A 16,025-nucleotide genomic window follows, 5' to 3' on the forward strand; every position below is an offset into this window, starting at 1 on the left:
GATGTCCACACTGTAGAAATGTTACGCGGTTGAAATAAATGACCGCAGCCGCGCAATGGTTTTAGATACGTCCTTTTTCTGGACCCAGTGACCGTGAGCAGACTGCTGATCGTCGACGACGACGTGGAAATCCTGGCCCTGCTGAAGCAGTTCTTCATGCAGCATGCCTACGAGGTCGAGTTGGCCGCCGACGGCCAGGCCATGTGGGCGGCCATTGCCCGGCAAGCCCCGGACATCATCATCCTCGACCTGATGCTGCCGGGCGAGGGCGGCCTGAGCCTGTGCCAGAAGGTCCGTGCCCAGGCCGGCATACCGATCGTCATGCTCACCGCCATGGCCGAACTGAGCGACCGTATCGTCGGCCTGGAACTGGGCGCCGACGACTACCTGACCAAACCCTTCGACCCGCGTGAGCTGCTGGCCCGCCTGCGCGCCGTGCAGCGCCGGGCCGGTGGCCAGTTGCCCCGTGCCGAGGCCGTGCGGCCGCTGATCGGCTTCGCCGGTTGGCAGTTGGATGTCACCTGTCGCGAGCTGCGCTCGCCCGAGCAGGTGATGATCCCGTTGTCCGGCGCCGAGTTCGACCTGCTGGTGGTGTTCCTCGAGCACCCGCAGCGCATCCTCACCCGCGAACAATTGATTGATCTGACCCGTGGCCAGGGGCATGACGCCTTCGACCGCAGCATCGATGTGCAGGTCAGCCGGCTGCGGCGCAAGATCGAGCCGGACAGCAAGCGGCCGGACTTGATCCGCACCGTGCGCAACGGCGGCTACCTGTTCACTGCCAAGGTCACCCGCTCATGATCGGCCGGTTGTTGCGACGCGACACCCTGCGCTGGCGGATCGCCCTGACCATCTTCGCCGCCATGCTGGCGTCGCTGGCGCTCAATGCGCTGTTCGTCCAGGTGGCCGGCACCTGGGCGCGCCCGCCGATCGAACGCACCGGCCTGCTCGAACAGATCGCCGTGACCACGCGCCTGCTGGAGGCGGCGCCGGTACCGTTGCGCGGGCAACTGGCGCAGGCGGCGAGCAACCCGGGCTTGCAGGTGATCTGGAGCAGCCAGCGTGACGCACTCGGGCTGCCTGCTGCGGGCATGGCGGTGGAGGCCGAGCGGATCCCGGCCTTGCGGCCATTGCTGGGGCAGGGCAGGACGATCGAGGCGTTCAACCCCTCGGATTGGCCAGCGGGCAGCGCCCAGGCGCATTACGGCGCACTGGTGCGTCTGGCCGATGGCAGCTGGCTGTCGTTCGTCCCGCCCGAGCGCAGCTGGGGGCTCAGCGCGCCGGCACGGATTGCGGTGATCCTCGGCCTGGGGCTGATCGCCACGCTGCTGGTGGCCTGGCTGGCCACGCGGCAACTGGCCAACCCGCTGCAGCGTTTTGCCAGCGCGGCGCGCCGCTTCGGCGGCGACCTGCAGGCCCCGCCCATCGATATCGAGGGGCCGCAGGAGATCCGCCAGGCCATCGTGGCGTTCAACACCATGCAGGCGCAGATCCAGCATTTCGTCCGCGAACGCACGCAGATGCTCGCGGCCATCTCCCATGACCTGCGTGCACCACTGACACGCCTGCGCCTGCGCAGCGAGTTCATGGAGGACTTGGAGCACCAGCGCAAGCTGGTGCGCGATGTCGACGAGATGCAATCGATGATCAACGCGGCCCTGGCGTTCTTCCGCGAAGGCACGCAACTGGAGCAGGCGACGGTGTTCGACTTGTCCGAGCTGCTGCAGACCATCCTCGACGACTACTGCGACCAGCACATCGATGTCGACTTCAGCGGCCCCGCACACCTGGTGCATTGGGGGCGGCCGTTGGCGCTCAAGCGGGTGGTGGTCAACCTGCTGGAGAACGCGATCAAGTATGCGCGTGCCCCGCGCATTGCCTTGAGCCGTGAGGCCCATCGGGTGCTGATCGAGGTCAGCGACGAGGGGCCGGGCATTCCCGAAGCGGCATTGCAGCAGGTGTTCGAGCCGTTCTTCCGCCTGGAGGGCTCACGCAACCGGCATACCGGCGGCGTCGGCCTCGGCTTGTCGGCGGCGCGGGCAATGGTACGCGAGCAGGGTGGCGAGCTGACCTTGCACAACCGCCGGGGCCCGGGGCTGGTGGCACGGATCGAGCTGCCAGACTACCGCTGAGGCTCAGTACACCCAGACCTCGACCCGGCGGTTGCGCAAGCGCCCCTGTTCCAGCTCGTTGCCCGCGACCGGCAGCTCGTCGCCCATGCCGGTCACCTCCTTGACCTCCACGCCCTGGCGCGCCAGTTCACGGCGTACCGCCATGGCCCGCAGGCGCGAGAGCAGGGCGGCGCGCCCTGGGGTTTCCTTGGGGTCGCCAAAGCCCACCAGGACCGCCTTGCGCTGTAACTTGCCGGCCTGGCGCAGGTAGTCGCCGACCCGCTGCACATCGCGCAGGGCCTTGTTGTCGAGGCCGGCGCTGCCCTCCTGGAATCGGAAGTTGACTGTCAGGCGGTTGGCTTCGCGGGCAAGGCTCAGGTAGCGCACGGGCATGTCCGCTTGCGCCGGCACCGGCAGCGCCTTGATCTGCTGCGAGACGAAGCCCTGCTCGGCGACGATGGCCTGGCCGGCGAGGCTCTGGGCGAATTCGGCCAGGGCCCGGGCCTGGGGGATCGCGTTGGCCGGCAGGTAGAAGAACAGGCGCCGCGACAGCGGGTAGTCTTCGCTGGCCACCAGCGCGCGGCTGGGTGGCAGGGCGGCGGCGTCACCGTCGGCCACCGCCAGTACCTTGGCCCCGTGCACCGTGGCCAGGCCGCTGAAACCGATGGCCTGGCGGTCGGCCTTGACCTGTTCGGCCAAGGCGTCGGCGGCTTCGAAGCGCCGGGCCTGGGCCGACAGTTCGCCGTGGCGTGGGTCGAGCACCAGCGCCTTGAAGGTTTCGAAGGTGCCCGAGCGGTCGTCGCGGGCGTACAGGTGGATAGCGCCGCCGGGCACACCCAACTGCTCCCAGCGTGAGAGCTGGCCGGAGAAGATCTGCGCCAGTTGCACGGTGGTCAACTGCGCCAGCGGGTTGTCGGGGTGGACGATAACCGCCACACCATCCAGGCCGATCACCTGTTCCGAACCGGCCCCGCGCAGGTCGCCCAAGGCTTGCAGTTGCTGTGCTTCGCGGTCGCTGATCGGCCGCGAGGCGGCGGCCAAGTCGGCATCGCCCCGGGCCAGGGCGGCGAAGCCGGTGCTCGAACCGTGGGCGGCGATGTCGATGCGCAGCGGCTGGCCGTTGCGGCTCTGGGCGCGGATCAGGGTCTCGTTGGCTGCTGCGCCGGGCTGGCTGTCGATCGCACTGGCGCCTTGCGCCTGCAGCAGCCCGCGCACCAGCGCCGGGCCCAGTGCGGCGCCGATGGTGTTGGAGCCCTGGATGCGCAGTTGCACAGGTTCAGCCACGGCCAGCGCGGGGATCAGGCAGAGCAGAAGGGTGAACAGGCGGTGCATGCCGGGGACCTTTGGCACAGAGTTGCGCCGCAGATTACGACAGGGGCGTGACTGTTGGATGACAGGCGTTTTGATGCCTTCAGGTGCATGGCGACAGGTTTGCATCGACCTCAAGATCGAGCGCCGCCCGCGCGGCGCTCGATTTCATAGGCGCTGCAAAAATATCGGCGAGCCCCTGGTGGCCCTCACCAAGCTTCCCGCCAAATCAACGCGCCTCAGGCACGATGATGTGCGACGGCACCTCGCTGGCCCGCCGCCGGGCAACGCAGTAATACAGCACACTCGGCACCACCAGCCCGATCAGCCAGGACACATCCACGCCACCCAGGTGCGCGACCATCGGCCCGGTATACAGCTTGGTGTCGATAAACGGCATCTGCACCAGCACACCGAAGGTGTACACGCCGATCCCCGGCCAGTTCCAGCGGCCATAGCGGCCGTTGGGGTCGGCCAGTGCCGGGATGTCGTAGCGTTCCTTGGTGATGAAGTAGTAATCCACAAGGTTCACCGCGCTCCAGGGCACGAAGAAGGTCAGCAGGAACAGGATGAACGACTTGAACGCCGTGAGGAACGAGTGCTGGCCGAGCAGGGCGACCAGCGTGGCGGCGCCGACGATGGCCAGCACGAACACCAGGCGCTGGGCGCGGCTGATCGACAGGTGGCCACGAAAACCGCTGATGATCGTGGCGATGCACATGAAGCTGCCGTAGCTGTTGAGCGTAGAGATGGTCACCTTGCCGAACGCGATGCAGAAGTACAGCAGCGCCGCCGTGGTGCCGGCGCCGCCCAGGCCGACGATATAGGCCACTTCACGCCCGGAGAACTGCCCGCCGGCGATGGCGACGGCGAACACCCCCAGGACCATCGACGCCTGGGCGCCGAGCACCGAACCCAGGCCGGCGGCGAGGAACGTCTTGAGGGGCGAGGTGTTGCTGGGCAGGTAGCGCGAATAGTCGGCCACATAGGGGCCGAAGGCGATCTGCCAGGACGCCGCCAGGGAGACCGCGAGCAAGAAAGTCGCCCAGCTGAAATGACGGTTGGCGAGCAGCTCGCTGATGTCGGCCAGCATCAGGATGCGGCTGAACAGATAGACGAAGGCGATGATCCCCAGCACGCTGGCCACGCGGCCGATCCAGTGAATCACCCGGTAGCCGGCCAGGGTCGCCAGCACGATCACCCCGGCGAACAGCAGGATGCCGGTGCTGTCGCTGACGCTGAGCAATTGGCCGATGGCCTGGCCGGACAGCACCGTGCCGGTGGCGGTGAAGCCCATGTACATCAGGCACACCAGCACCATGGGGATGGCGGCGCCGTAGACCCCGAACTGCACGCGGCTGGAGATCATCTGCGGCAGCCCCAGGCGCGGGCCCTGGGCGGCATGCAGGGCCATCACCGCGCCGCCGATCAGCTGGCCGATGAACAGGCCGATCAGCGACCAGAACACATCGCCGCCGAGCACCACGGCCAGGGCGCCGGTGACGATGGCGGTAATCTGCAGGTTGGCACCCAGCCACAGGGTGAACTGGCTGTAGACGCGTCCATGGCGTTCGGTTTCGGGGATGTAGTCGATCGAGCGCCGCTCGATCACAGGTTTGCTGGACATCGGGGAGGGCTCCGCTTCGTTGTTTTTGTGAAAGGCGGCGGCTATCGGCAGGACGCAGGGCAGATGGCCGAGGCTTGATCTGAGCATGTCTATACAAGTCCGGTCAAGTGAAGCTTGCGGCCGATTTTTCCTACTGCCATGGAGCCGATACAGCGCACTGTTACGCAAGGTCGGCACACAACTGTGCTGGTCCCTGGGCCTGCAACCGCCTTATGCTGTAACGAAATATGTCTAGAACAAGCCTGAAGAAGGAAAGCGTGCCATGCCACTCAAGGACCTGCTGATCGCCCTGGTGGTGATCATCGCCTGGGGCGTCAATTTCGTGGTCATCAAGGTCGGCCTCGACGGCCTGCCGCCGATGCTGCTGGGTGCCTTGCGCTTTCTGCTGGTGGCGTTTCCGGCGGTGTTGCTGGTACGGCGCCCGAATTTGCCGTGGCGCTGGCTGATCGCCTACGGTGCGACCATATCCCTGGGGCAGTTCGCCTTCCTGTTCCAGGCCATGTACAGCGGCATGCCGCCGGGGCTGGCGTCGCTGGTGTTGCAATCGCAGGCGTTCTTTACCCTCGGTTTCGCCGCGCTGTTCCTCGGTGAGCGGCTGCGCCTGGCCAGTGTGCTCGGGCTGCTGGTGGCGGCCGGGGGGCTGGCGGTGATCGGCAGCGAGCACAGCAGCCACGTGCCGCTGATCGCCTTGCTGCTGACCCTGTGCGGCGGCGCCATGTGGGGCATGGGCAACATCATCACCCGGCGCTTCGGCAAGGTCGACCTGGTGGCGCTGGTGATCTGGGGCGGGCTGATCCCGCCGCTGCCGTTTCTGGCGCTGTCGTGGTGGCTGGAAGGGCCGGAGCTGATCGCCCGTGCACTGCTCAACATCAGTTGGAGCTCGGTGCTGGCCCTGGCCTACCTGGCGTTCGTCGCCACCATGATCGGCTATAGCCTGTGGAGCACGCTGCTTTCGCGCCATCCGGCGGGCAAGGTGGCGCCGTTTTCCTTGCTGGTGCCGGTGATCGGCCTGAGTTCCTCGGCGTTGCTGCTGGGCGAGCGCTTGAGCCAGATGCAGGTCTGGGGTGGCTTGCTGGTGATGCTGGGGCTGCTGATCAATGTGTTCGGGCCACGGCTGGGGCAGCGCTTGAAGGCGGCCAGCGCGTAGGGCTTCAGGGGGCATAGGTCGGTATTGCGGGGTTGGTGCGGTAGCAACTGTCTTGTATTGCTTGTTCTGGCCTCATCGCCGGCAAGCCGGCTCCCACACCGACCGCACGAGCCTCAAACCAGGCGCTGTCCCTGTGGGAGCCGGCTTGCCGGCGATGCCGCACACCCTCTGTTAGACTCGGCCTCTTTTGCCATGTCAACGGAGCAGCCCATGATCATCTCTACCACCAGCCAACTCGAAGGCCGCCCGGTTGCCGAGTACCTCGGCGTGGTCAGCGCCGAATCGGTGCAAGGGATCAACTTCGTGCGCGATTTCTTCGCACGCTTTCGCGACGTCTTCGGCGGCCGTTCGCAGACCCTGGAAGGCGCACTGAAGCTGGCCCGCGAGCAGGCCACCGAGGAGCTGCAGGCGCGGGCACGGCAGTTGCAAGCCGATGCAGTGCTGGGTGTGGACTTCGAGATCAGCATGCCGTCGGTGCAGGGCGGCATGGTCGTGGTGTTCGCCACCGGCACGGCGGTGCGCCTGAAATAGCAAAATGCCATTGGTCGGACCAGGGGATTTTGTCCGACTGGTCTGCAAATGACCGGCTAGTCTCACTTCATCAGGCCGCCGCTTCACTTGGGCAAACACGCTGTTTGCCGGCGCGGTCAGCATTGGAGGGAGTCACGGGCATGAACGAATCCTACGTCGAAGACTTGAACGATTCATTTCCGATCAACAATCAGGTGTGGTGCGGCCAGTCGGCGTTCCGGCTGGGTTTCGCCAACATGACCCTGGACGAGTCGGAGCAGCTTCAACCGGCGCACCTGCAGCGCGCCAAGAAGGGTCGCTTCACCCCGCGGCTACCGCCGAAAAAGTGAACCTGCGCAACCAACACCCCGCCCAACGGCGGGGTTTTTTTTGCATTCATTGATCCTGCGCATGGCAACGCAGGGTCGTGCTCGTCGCAGGCCCGCCGCTGTGGTTTGCTTGCGCGATTCACTCAGGGAGTACCGATTCAATGCGTATCAGGGAAGAAACCTACTGGCAGTGGGCCGACCCACAGTTGCACAGCCGCAGCCACGACGAGGCGCTGAGCGACGGCACCTGCATCGAGGTGCAGGTGCGTCTGTCGCGCCTGGGTGCCACGCAGATGTTCCTGGGGGTGTATGCCCAGGGGGGCAGGGCGCTGGTGGAGGAGTACTACCCGGCGCGCCCCGGCGAGACCATGACCCGCGCGCTGGTGTGGGGCGTGGACCGGGCCCGCGCCCTGGCCACGGGCGCCTTGCCGCTGCCCGTGCAGGCGCCGCGCCGGCTTCAGGCCTGAGGGTGGCGGTTGCGGCTGGCCTGGACGATGCGTTCGGCGGGCACCCGTAGCTGGCGCAACAGGTATTCGGCAAAGTCCACGGGCCAGGGTTGCAGGGCAATGGCCCGGGCCATGCAGTCCAGCCACTGCGCGCTGTGGCTTTCGTCGATTGGCCATTGCGCGTGAAACGACGGAATGGCGATCGAGCCATAGCGCTCGCTGTACAGGCTCGGCCCGCCCAGCCAGCCACTGAGAAAGCACGCCAGCTTGTCGCGCGAAGCAGACAGGTCGTGCGGGTGCATGCGCCGCAGGGGCGCGGCATCCGGCCGCTCATCCATCAACCGATAGAAATCGTCGACCAGCCGGCGCAGGCCATCGATGCCGCCAGCGGCCTGGTAGGAGGCATCGTCGGTGCCGTAGGTGGGGGTGATCATTTGATGCTCCGCTGCACAGAAGCGGCCATTCTAGGCTCTGTGTGAAAAGCCTTGATACTCGGTGATGCTGCGTTGAAAACAGCCTCGGAATGCTCATTTACAACCCGTAAACTCCGCTTCCTCGGCTGTTTTCGCCTTGCCTGACCTTCGTCTCAAGACTTTTCACACAGACCCTAGCAGGCATGAAAAAGCCCGGCCTTATGGGGCCGGGCTCAAGCTGTGGTGGACGACGGGGTGTGTCAGTTCAGCGTGTCGATCACCTTGACTGCCTGGTGCTCGCGGGCGCCGGGCCATTCTTGTTGCAGGGTCTGCAGCACGCGGCCGACGAAACCGGTGTCGGCGGCGGCCTTCTTGCCGACGTAGCCCTGGCCACGGCGGTAGACCTTGAAGCGGGCGCGCATGCTGGGCATGTGCGATTCGAATTCGTTTTCGACCGTGTTCGGCGGCAGGCGGTCCAGGCGTACTTCGCCGGACTGGCTGACCCACAGCAGATGGTCGTCGAGGCTGTCCTTGCGCGCGGCGAACAGCTGGGCCAATTGGTCGATGGTTGGATTGTTGTTCAAGTTCATCATAAAGCCCCCATTACCCTATTCGTTGGGTGAAGTTCGTTGTGAAGTTCACATTCGGCGCCACAACATGTAGCGCACTAACCAAAGCTGCTACAGCAGCATCGCAACAGGGGCTTTCTCACGCTGCCTTCTGGGCAGTTTCCCTCTCCACGGACGGCCTGCGTTACCGCGCAAGCCGTCTGGAACACCCTTGCCACCGCTCCCGATCAGGGAGACGGCCTCATCATGCCCAAGGCCCGGGAAGGGCGTCAATAGGTTTGTAGTGAATATTTTTAGTCACTACATGTTGTCCGACAATCCTGCATTTGCTGTCAGACCAAACCGTTATCGCCGTGCTCAAGGAAGCCCGGGCGTTGCCGCAGCCGGGCATGGTAGGCCTCCAGCGCCGGCAGCTGTGGGTGCTCCAGCGGGGTACGGCGCCAGCGGTTGAGCGACAGGCCGATGACCACGTCGGCCAGGCTGAAATCGCTACCGGCGATGTAGGCGCCGGTGACCTGCAGGCGTTGCTCCAACAGGCCCATCCGGGCGTTCCACAACGCGCTGCTGGCGGCCAGCTGTGCCGGGTCCTGGTGGGCTGGCGACTGGCGCACCAGCGACATGAACGGGTAGCGCCAGGCGTCGTTGAGATCGGTGGCCTGCCAGTCCAGCCACTGGTCCACGGCGGCCCGGGCGCGTGGCGCCGACGGGTACAGGTGGCCGCCGTCGTACTGGTTGACCAGGTAGCGCAGGATGCTGTTGGACTCCCACAGCACGAAATCGCCATCGACGATCACGGGCACCATGGCGTTGGGGTTAAGGGCCAGGAACGCGGGCGTGTCGGTGGCCTGGAAGCCGCTGCCCCAGTCTTCGCGCTGGTACGGCAGGTTGAGTTCGGCGCAGGTCCACAGCACCTTGCGAACGTTGATCGACGAAGCCTTGCCAAGGATCTTCAACATGCTCATTGCTCCAGGCTGGAGAGGATGCGTTGCGCGGCGCGCACACGCTCCTCGTTGGGGTAGTTGCGGTTGGCGAGCAGGACGATGCCCATCTGCTTGGCGGGCACGAAGGCCGCGTAGGCACCGAAGCCGCCGGTAGCGCCGGTCTTGTTGTACCAGGCTGCAGGTTCGGCAGGCGCTGATGGGTTCAAGGCACGGGTGGCCTGGGGCTCGCGGATCATCTTCGCGCCGTTGCCGGCCAGCAGGGTGTCGAGCGTGACCGGATAGGGGTAGCGCTCCCAGCCCAGGCCCTGGGTCATTGCGCCGACCTGGAAGTAGCCGCCCTGGGTGATGGCGATGGCCTTGCGCAGGGCCGGGTCGAGCTCGGCGGGCTGCACCTGCAACTGCACGTAGCGCAGCAGGTCGCTGGCGCTGGTCTTGATGCCGTAGGCCTGGTCGGCATAAGGGCCCGGATTCACCCGCACCGGTTTGTCGGCAGCATCGTAGCCCTGGGCGTAGAGCCCGCGCTCCTTGCTCGGAACCTCAAGATAGGTGTGCTTGAGGCCCAGGCGTGGCAGCAGGTCCTGGGTCATCAGTTCGGCGAAAGGGCGCTGCTGCGAACGGGCGGCGAGGTCACCGAACAGGCCCAGGCTCGGGTTCGAATAGCAGCGCTGGGTGCCGTGCTCGGCAACGCGTTTCCAATTTTTCAACCAGGCCAGGGTCTGCTCGGGCGTTTGCACCTCGTCCGGGAACTGCAGCGGCAGGCAATCGCCGCTGTAGGCGCCCAGTTCCAGCACGCTGGCGCTGCCGATTGGCGCATTGACCAGGGCCGGCTGGTAGCGGCTGGCGGGGGCGTTGAGGTCAAGCTTGCCTTCGGCGCTGGCCAGGGCGGCGAGGGTGGCGGTGAAGGTTTTGCTCAGCGAGCCGATCTCGAACAGGGTGTCGCGGGTCACGGCCTGCTTGTCGGCCTTGTTGGCCCAGCCATAGCTGAAGTAATGCGACTGGCCATTGGCGTAGACCGCCACGGCCATGCCGGCGATGCCTTGTTCGCGCATCAGCGGCTGGATGATGCCATCGACCTGGCTTTGCAGGTCATCGGCCAGCAGTGGTGGCGCCACGAGCGTCAGGGCGGCGGTAAGCAGTGCGTGGTGGGTGCGGATCATCGAAAGGGGCTGTCCTTGTCAGGGGCGGGGCGGTGGTGTCCGTTGCGCGACACTGGCAGGGGTTCCAGCGTTAGCGGCGCAAGGCCCGAAACCTTATCGTCTGGCCTTGCACAATGACAAGACGGAACCTGTGATGAAGCACTTGCGCATGCTGTTCGACAATTTCACCCTGGCCTTGCTCGGGGTGGTGCTGATTGCCACCGTGCTGCCCTGCTCCGGCGAGGGCGCGCTGATGTTCGGCTGGCTGACCAACCTGGCCATCGGCCTGCTGTTCTTCCTGCACGGCGCCAAGCTGTCGCGGGAGGCGATCATCGCCGGTGCCGGGCACTGGCGCCTGCACCTGCTGGTGTTCTCCTGCACCTTCGTACTGTTCCCACTCTTGGGCATGGCATTCAAGCCATTGTTCGTGCCGCTGGTGGGCAACGAGTTGTACTTGGGCGTGCTCTATCTGTGCGCGTTGCCGGCCACGGTGCAATCGGCCATCGCCTTCACCTCGCTGGCTCGCGGCAACGTGCCAGCGGCAATCTGCAGCGCGGCGGCGTCGAGCCTGCTGGGGATCTTCCTCACGCCGTTGCTGGTGATGATGCTGCTTGGTGCCTCCGGCGATACCGGCTCGGGGCTGGATGCGGTGCTGAAGATCACCCTGCAACTGCTGGTGCCGTTCGTGGCCGGGCAGATTGCTCGGCGCTGGATCGGTGACTGGGTCAAGCGTAATGCGCGCTGGCTGAAGCTGGTCGACCAGGGCTCGATTCTGCTGGTGGTCTACACCGCGTTCAGCGAAGCGGTGGTCACTGGTCTGTGGCACACGGTGTCGCCGCAACACCTGGCCGGGCTGTTCGCCGTGTGCGGGATCCTGCTGGCGGTGGTGCTGTTGGGCACCCGCGTGCTCGGGCGGGTGCTGGGGTTCAGCGTGGAAGACCGCATCACCATCCTGTTCGCGGGTTCCAAGAAAAGCCTGGCCACCGGCGTGCCCATGGCCCAGGTGCTGTTCGTGGGCAGTGGTATCGGGGCGATGATCCTGCCATTGATGCTGTTCCACCAGATCCAGCTGATGGTCTGCGCGGTGCTGGCGCAGCGTTATGCCGCGCGGGACACCGCAGGTGAGGCGGCGACCGCGGGCTAGCCGAGGGTACGCTCGATGCCGCCCAGTACCAGGCTCTCCATCAGCGCCAGGCCTTGCGCTTCGCCCAGGTCGCGCTCGCGCAGCCAGCCTGGCAGCTGGTTGAGCAGGGTCGCCAGCACATGCCCGGTGGCAGCCAGGGCGGCGCCTTCGAGCCGTGCTTGCGGGGCGATCAGGCGCAGCAGGCCGGCCTCATAACGCTCGCGCAACAGCAGCAGGCGCGCCTGCTGTGCCTCGCTGAGGCAACAGAAGTCGCGCTCGGCCAGGCGGAACTGCAACGGACGTTCGCCATGCAACTGCCAGTGCGCGGCAATCAGGCAGGCCAGCACCGGCTTGCCCTTGGCCAAGGCCCTGCGGCCTTGGTCGAGGGTGGCCTGGAGCTCTTCGTAGAGCTCCTCGATCAGGTCGTAGAGCAGGTCCTGCTTGCTGGGGAAGTGGTGGTACAGCGAGCCCGCGGTCAGCCCCACGTGCGCCGCCAGCTCACGCATGCTGACCTGGCCGAAGCCCTTTTCGGCGAACAGCGCCATGGCCCTGTCACGCCGCTCTTCGAAGTTGGCGCAGCGCATCGCCGCGTTGACCGGGGGCATGGCCTGCTCCTTAGTAGGTGAAGAAGCCGCGACCGCTCTTGCGGCCCAGATAGCCGGCGGCAACCATTTCCTTGAGCAGCGGGGCAGGGCGGTACTTGCTGTCGTTGAAGCCCTCATGGAAGGCCTCCATGATCGCCAGCAAGGTGTCCAGGCCCACCAGGTCGGCCAGGGCCAGCGGGCCGATCGGCTGGTTGCAGCCCAGGCGCATGCCGGTGTCGATGTCCTCGGCACTGGCCAGGCCTTCCTGGCGCACGAAGATGGCCTCGTTGATCATCGGCACCAGGATGCGGTTGACCACGAAGCCCGGACGGTTGCCGGCGGTGATCGGGGTCTTGCCGAGCTTTTCGGTGACCAGCAGCGCCTGGGCGTAGGTGCTGTCGCTGGTCTGCAGGCCGCGGATGATCTCGACCAGGGCCATCATCGGCACCGGGTTGAAGAAGTGCACGCCGATGAAACGCTCGGGGTGCTCGATGCTGGCGGCCAGTTGGGTGACCGACAGTGACGAGGTGTTGGTGGCGATCAGGCAGTCGTTGCCGACATTGACCGCCACCTGCTGCAGGATGCGTTGCTTGAGCTGCAGGTTCTCGGTGGCCGCCTCGATCACCAGCTGCGCGCTGGCCAGCTGGGCGTAGTCGGTGCTGGTGCGGATGCGGGTTTTCGCCGCCGCTGCGGTGCCTGCATCCAGGGTGCCCTTGTTGACCTGGCGCTCGAGGTTCTTGCCCAGGGTGGCCACGCCACGCTCCAGCGCAGCGTCGGACACATCCACCAGCAGCACCTGGTAGCCGGCCACCGCGCACACCTGCGCGATGCCGTTGCCCATGGTGCCGGCGCCGATTACGGCGATATGTTCGATAGTCATGTTGCCGGCTCCTTACACGCGTTCGAAGACGACGGCGATGCCCTGGCCGCCGCCGATGCACATGGTGGCCAGGGCGTAGCGGCCCTGCACACGCTGCAGTTCATGGATCGCCTTGGTGGCGATGATCGCGCCGGTGGCGCCTACCGGGTGGCCCAGGGAAATGCCCGAGCCGTTGGGGTTGACCTTTTCCGGGTCGAAGCCCAGGGCGCGGGATACGGCGCAGGCTTGGGAAGCGAAGGCTTCGTTGGACTCGATCACGTCCAGGTCGGCGACGTTCAGGCCGGCCTTTTCCAGCACTTTCCTTGTCGCCGGGATCGGGCCCAGGCCCATCAGCTCGGGCTCTACGCCGGCATGGGCGTAGGCCACCAGGCGTGCCAACGGCTTCAGGCCCAGGCGCTGCACGGCGTCACCGGTGGCCAGCACCAGGGCGGCGGCGCCGTCGTTGATGCTGCTGGCGTTGCCGGCGGTGACGCTGCCGTCTTTCTTGAACGCAGGCTTCATGCCGGCCAGTTGCTCGGCACTGGCTTCGCCACGCACGTTTTCGTCGACGCTGAACTGCACGCTGCCTTTGCGGGTCTTGATCTCGATCGGCACGATCTGGCTGTCGAAGCGGCCTTCGGCAATGGCGCGGGCGGCGCGGCGCTGGCTGGTCAGGGCCACTTCGTCCTGCATTTCGCGGGTGATGCCGTGGGCCGCTGCGACGTTCTCGGCGGTGATCCCCATGTGGAAGTGCTCGAACGGGTCCTGGAGGATGCCGACCATGTAGTCGATACCCTGCAAGTCACCCATGCGCGCGCCCCAACGGGCTTGAGGCAGCAGGTACGGGCCGCGGCTCATGGATTCGGCGCCGGCGGCCAGGGCGATGTCGCTTTCACCCAGCAACAGGCCCTGGGCGGCCGAGACGATGGCCTGCAGGCCCGAGCCGCACAGGCGGTTGACGTTGAAGGCAGGGGTTTCCTTGGGCACGCCGGCATTCACCGAGGCCAGGCGGCTCAGGTAGGCGTCGCGGGGTTCGGTGGGGATCACGGTGCCCATCACCACGTGGCCGATCTGCTCGGCGCTCACGCCCGAGCGCTCAATGGCGGCGCGGGTTACCTGGGTGGCCAGGTCGGCCAGCGGCAGGTCCTTGAGCGAACCGCCAAAACTGCCGATGGCCGAACGCACCGCGCTGACGACGTAGATTTCTGTGCTGCTCATAAAGGCTCCGTTTGCAAAGACATGGCGGGGCGGGGGCCGGCTCTGCGAGAATGGCGCCGCCTCAGGGTGGATCGAGTCTAGGCAAAGGCCTCAAGGCGGCCTATGCCGGATCTGTTCAGTCAACCTGGCATTTTTTGCCACTCAGCATAGACAGCGAACTTCAGCCATGCGCGATAGCGATACGGTCGCGGTGTACTTTCTCAACGCCATGCTCCACGCCTTGCGCGAGCGCCCGCAGGCGCGTGATGCCCACCTGCGCGCGGTAGGCATCGAGCCTGGGTTGTTGGCGCAGCCCCAGGCGCGGGTACCGGCCAAGGCCTTTGCCCAGTTGTGGCTGGCGTTGATCGACGAGCTCAACGATGAGTTCTTTCATCTCGACAGCCACGGTATGCCGCTGGGCAGCTTCGCCCTGATCTGCCGTGGGTTGATCCAGGAGCCCAACCTGGACAAGGCCTTGCGCCAGTGCCTGAGCAGTTTCGCGCTGTTTTTGCGTGATCTGCGCGGCACTGTCACGGTGCGCGGTGCGCGTGCGGTGATCAGCGTGCAGTCGAGCATCGAAGACCCACTGACCCGAGTGTATGCCGAGGAAACCTACCTGGTGCTGGTGGTCGGCCTGCTGTGCTGGCTGGCCGGGCGGCGCATCGCCATCGACCGTACCGAACTTGCGTTGACGCGCCCGGCCCAGGAGGACGACGCCTTGCTGTGGGGGCCGGATCTGCGCCTGGGCAGCGGCCGCACCGAGGTGGAGTTCGACAGCGCCTGGCTGCGTTTGCCGGTGATGCAGGATCTGCCTGCCCTGAAGACTTTTTTACGCAGTGCGCCCCAAGGGCTGGTGATCCGCTTTCGCAATCAGAACGGCCTGGTGGCGGAGGTGTACCGGCACTTGCGCGCCCGCCACTATGGGCAGTGGCCAACCCTGAATGCCATGGCCGAGGGGCAACGGCTCAGTGCCAGCAGCTTCCGCCGCCAGTTGGAGCGCGAAGGGCGTTCGTACCAGCAGATCAAGGACGAAGTGCGTCGGGCGATGGCCTTCGAGCTGTTGCGCGAGGGTTGCCTGAGCATTGCCGAGATTGCAGAGCAGACCGGTTTCCAGGAGCCCAGCGCGTTTCACCGGGCGTTCAAGAAGTGGACCGGGCAGAGCCCCGGCAGTTACCGGGCCAGGCTTAGAGTGGTCTAGAGCCATCTCTGCTGAAATGTCATGAATTTGTGTTTGATTCGAGCCTGCTGGGGCGCGCAGCGGCCCCAGTTACGGCTAAGTCTCAGGCCGGCACCATCGCAAAGCCCACGCCAAAGCGATTCCAGGCATTGATGGTGGCGATGGCCAGGGTCAGGTTGGCGACTTCCTTGGGCTCGAAGTGCTCCTGCAACGCTTCGTATTCACCCTGTGGCGCGCCATGCTCGGGCAGGCGGGTCAGGCTCTCGACCCAGGCCAGGGCGGCTCGCTCGCGCGGGGTGAAATAGCGGGTTTCACGCCATACGCTCAAGGTCTGCAGGCGGGCTTCGGTCTCGCCGGCCTTGCGCGCATCGTTGGCGTGCAGGTTGACGCAGTAGGCGCAGCCATTGATCTGCGAGGCGCGCAGGCGGATCAGTTCGAGCAGCGAATGCTCCAGCCCCGATTGGATCAGGGCTTGCTCGAGGCCAACCATGGCTTTGTAGGCTTCTGGGGCGGCTTTGGCCCATTCGATACGTTCGTGCATGGTGGTT

The 16,025-nt window shown here is 65.8% G+C and carries 18 protein-coding genes; 8 read left to right on the top strand and 10 right to left on the bottom strand.

Features of this window, described 5'->3' with window-relative positions; all coding sequences use genetic code 11:
- Positions 1-93: 93 nt before the first annotated feature.
- A complete protein-coding gene (locus LOY51_RS12145; RefSeq protein WP_258646370.1) occupies positions 94-801 on the top strand; it encodes a response regulator in 708 nt (235 codons plus the stop codon).
- Positions 798-2,132, top strand: coding sequence for an ATP-binding protein (locus LOY51_RS12150; protein ID WP_258646371.1), 1,335 nt, complete (start codon positions 798-800; stop codon positions 2,130-2,132). The genes LOY51_RS12145 and LOY51_RS12150 overlap by 4 nt, the downstream gene beginning before the upstream one ends.
- A gap of 3 nt (positions 2,133-2,135) precedes the next feature.
- Here LOY51_RS12150 and LOY51_RS12155 read toward each other — a convergent pair whose 3' ends face one another.
- Positions 2,136-3,443 (bottom strand): substrate-binding domain-containing protein, encoded by a 1,308-nt coding sequence (locus LOY51_RS12155; protein WP_258646372.1) that lies wholly within the window; start codon positions 3,441-3,443, stop codon positions 2,136-2,138.
- Between the two features lie 205 nt (positions 3,444-3,648).
- Entirely contained in the window at positions 3,649-5,046 is a 1,398-nt protein-coding gene (locus LOY51_RS12160; RefSeq protein ID WP_258646373.1) for a purine-cytosine permease family protein, read from the bottom strand.
- A 262-nt stretch (positions 5,047-5,308) separates the two neighbouring features.
- Here LOY51_RS12160 and LOY51_RS12165 point away from each other — a divergent pair, with 262 nt between their 5' ends.
- The 4 genes from LOY51_RS12165 (at position 5,309) to LOY51_RS12180 (ending at position 7,499) form a co-directional block, all read left to right on the top strand.
- Positions 5,309-6,193: an EamA family transporter gene (locus LOY51_RS12165; protein WP_258646374.1), complete on the top strand. Its 885-nt coding sequence runs from the start codon at positions 5,309-5,311 to the stop codon at positions 6,191-6,193.
- Between the two features lie 210 nt (positions 6,194-6,403).
- On the top strand, positions 6,404-6,724 hold the full coding sequence (locus LOY51_RS12170) for a YbjQ family protein (RefSeq protein ID WP_110995759.1): 321 nt from the start codon (positions 6,404-6,406) through the stop codon (positions 6,722-6,724).
- Positions 6,725-6,864: 140 nt separating this feature from the next.
- The gene (locus tag LOY51_RS12175; RefSeq protein WP_125463870.1) at positions 6,865-7,053 is read left to right on the top strand and encodes a hypothetical protein; all 189 of its coding nucleotides are present in this window, start codon (positions 6,865-6,867) and stop codon (positions 7,051-7,053) included.
- 140 nt (positions 7,054-7,193) lie between these two features.
- Positions 7,194-7,499 (top strand): hypothetical protein, encoded by a 306-nt coding sequence (locus LOY51_RS12180; RefSeq protein ID WP_125463871.1) that lies wholly within the window; start codon positions 7,194-7,196, stop codon positions 7,497-7,499.
- Here LOY51_RS12180 and LOY51_RS12185 read toward each other — a convergent pair.
- From LOY51_RS12185 to ampC, 4 genes are all read right to left on the bottom strand, one after another.
- The gene (locus LOY51_RS12185; protein ID WP_125858440.1) at positions 7,490-7,912 is read right to left on the bottom strand and encodes a group II truncated hemoglobin; all 423 of its coding nucleotides are present in this window, start codon (positions 7,910-7,912) and stop codon (positions 7,490-7,492) included. The two genes, LOY51_RS12180 and LOY51_RS12185, sit on opposite strands and share 10 nt — an antisense overlap.
- Positions 7,913-8,151: 239 nt before the next feature.
- Complete coding sequence (locus LOY51_RS12190) at positions 8,152-8,484, bottom strand: hypothetical protein (RefSeq protein ID WP_110995763.1); 333 nt, start codon at positions 8,482-8,484, stop codon at positions 8,152-8,154.
- 308 nt (positions 8,485-8,792) lie between these two features.
- Entirely contained in the window at positions 8,793-9,416 is a 624-nt protein-coding gene (locus LOY51_RS12195) for a glutathione S-transferase family protein (protein ID WP_125463874.1), read from the bottom strand.
- A gap of 2 nt (positions 9,417-9,418) precedes the next feature.
- The gene (ampC, locus tag LOY51_RS12200; protein WP_258646376.1) at positions 9,419-10,558 is read right to left on the bottom strand and encodes a class C beta-lactamase; all 1,140 of its coding nucleotides are present in this window, start codon (positions 10,556-10,558) and stop codon (positions 9,419-9,421) included.
- Positions 10,559-10,691: 133 nt separating this feature from the next.
- On the opposite strand from ampC, the gene LOY51_RS12205 reads away from it, so the two are divergent.
- Complete coding sequence (locus LOY51_RS12205; protein WP_258646377.1) at positions 10,692-11,681, top strand: bile acid:sodium symporter family protein; 990 nt, start codon at positions 10,692-10,694, stop codon at positions 11,679-11,681.
- Here the strand turns inward: LOY51_RS12205 and LOY51_RS12210 are convergent.
- The 3 genes from LOY51_RS12210 to LOY51_RS12220 are packed head-to-tail and all read right to left on the bottom strand — an operon-like array spanning position 11,678 to position 14,321.
- Positions 11,678-12,265 carry a TetR/AcrR family transcriptional regulator gene (locus tag LOY51_RS12210; protein ID WP_110995767.1) on the bottom strand — a complete coding sequence of 196 codons (588 nt, stop codon included), beginning with the start codon at positions 12,263-12,265 and terminating at the stop codon, positions 11,678-11,680. The genes LOY51_RS12205 and LOY51_RS12210 overlap by 4 nt on opposite strands.
- A gap of 10 nt (positions 12,266-12,275) precedes the next feature.
- Entirely contained in the window at positions 12,276-13,124 is an 849-nt protein-coding gene (locus LOY51_RS12215) for a 3-hydroxybutyryl-CoA dehydrogenase (protein WP_258646378.1), read from the bottom strand.
- A gap of 12 nt (positions 13,125-13,136) precedes the next feature.
- On the bottom strand, positions 13,137-14,321 hold the full coding sequence (locus LOY51_RS12220) for an acetyl-CoA C-acyltransferase family protein (RefSeq protein ID WP_258646379.1): 1,185 nt from the start codon (positions 14,319-14,321) through the stop codon (positions 13,137-13,139).
- Positions 14,322-14,487: 166 nt separating this feature from the next.
- Here LOY51_RS12220 and LOY51_RS12225 point away from each other — a divergent pair, with 166 nt between their 5' ends.
- Positions 14,488-15,498, top strand: a complete 1,011-nt coding sequence (locus LOY51_RS12225; protein WP_258646380.1) for an AraC family transcriptional regulator — start codon at positions 14,488-14,490, stop codon at positions 15,496-15,498.
- Positions 15,499-15,580: 82 nt separating this feature from the next.
- On the opposite strand, the gene LOY51_RS12230 is transcribed toward LOY51_RS12225, so the two are convergent.
- Positions 15,581-16,018: a carboxymuconolactone decarboxylase family protein gene (locus LOY51_RS12230; RefSeq protein ID WP_125463880.1), complete on the bottom strand. Its 438-nt coding sequence runs from the start codon at positions 16,016-16,018 to the stop codon at positions 15,581-15,583.
- Positions 16,019-16,025 lie beyond the last annotated feature (7 nt).

Source organism: Pseudomonas sichuanensis (assembly GCF_024749065.1).
In the GTDB taxonomy this organism is placed as follows: Bacteria; Pseudomonadota; Gammaproteobacteria; order Pseudomonadales; family Pseudomonadaceae; genus Aquipseudomonas; species Aquipseudomonas sichuanensis.

Coding starts and splice junctions, on each gene's coding strand:
- LOY51_RS12185 (WP_125858440.1), bottom strand. CDS start 7,912: ATGATCACCCCCACCTACGGCACCGACGATGCCTCCTACCAGGCCGCT.
- LOY51_RS12175 (WP_125463870.1), top strand. CDS start 6,865: ATGAACGAATCCTACGTCGAAGACTTGAACGATTCATTTCCGATCAAC.
- LOY51_RS12225 (WP_258646380.1), top strand. CDS start 14,488: ATGCGCGATAGCGATACGGTCGCGGTGTACTTTCTCAACGCCATGCTC.
- LOY51_RS12210 (WP_110995767.1), bottom strand. CDS start 12,265: ATGCCCCCGGTCAACGCGGCGATGCGCTGCGCCAACTTCGAAGAGCGG.
- LOY51_RS12170 (WP_110995759.1), top strand. CDS start 6,404: ATGATCATCTCTACCACCAGCCAACTCGAAGGCCGCCCGGTTGCCGAG.
- LOY51_RS12205 (WP_258646377.1), top strand. CDS start 10,692: ATGAAGCACTTGCGCATGCTGTTCGACAATTTCACCCTGGCCTTGCTC.
- ampC (WP_258646376.1), bottom strand. CDS start 10,558: ATGATCCGCACCCACCACGCACTGCTTACCGCCGCCCTGACGCTCGTG.
- LOY51_RS12195 (WP_125463874.1), bottom strand. CDS start 9,416: ATGTTGAAGATCCTTGGCAAGGCTTCGTCGATCAACGTTCGCAAGGTG.
- LOY51_RS12190 (WP_110995763.1), bottom strand. CDS start 8,484: ATGATGAACTTGAACAACAATCCAACCATCGACCAATTGGCCCAGCTG.
- LOY51_RS12215 (WP_258646378.1), bottom strand. CDS start 13,124: ATGACTATCGAACATATCGCCGTAATCGGCGCCGGCACCATGGGCAAC.
- LOY51_RS12180 (WP_125463871.1), top strand. CDS start 7,194: ATGCGTATCAGGGAAGAAACCTACTGGCAGTGGGCCGACCCACAGTTG.
- LOY51_RS12160 (WP_258646373.1), bottom strand. CDS start 5,046: ATGTCCAGCAAACCTGTGATCGAGCGGCGCTCGATCGACTACATCCCC.
- LOY51_RS12220 (WP_258646379.1), bottom strand. CDS start 14,321: ATGAGCAGCACAGAAATCTACGTCGTCAGCGCGGTGCGTTCGGCCATC.
- LOY51_RS12165 (WP_258646374.1), top strand. CDS start 5,309: ATGCCACTCAAGGACCTGCTGATCGCCCTGGTGGTGATCATCGCCTGG.
- LOY51_RS12230 (WP_125463880.1), bottom strand. CDS start 16,018: ATGCACGAACGTATCGAATGGGCCAAAGCCGCCCCAGAAGCCTACAAA.
- LOY51_RS12155 (WP_258646372.1), bottom strand. CDS start 3,443: ATGCACCGCCTGTTCACCCTTCTGCTCTGCCTGATCCCCGCGCTGGCC.
- LOY51_RS12150 (WP_258646371.1), top strand. CDS start 798: ATGATCGGCCGGTTGTTGCGACGCGACACCCTGCGCTGGCGGATCGCC.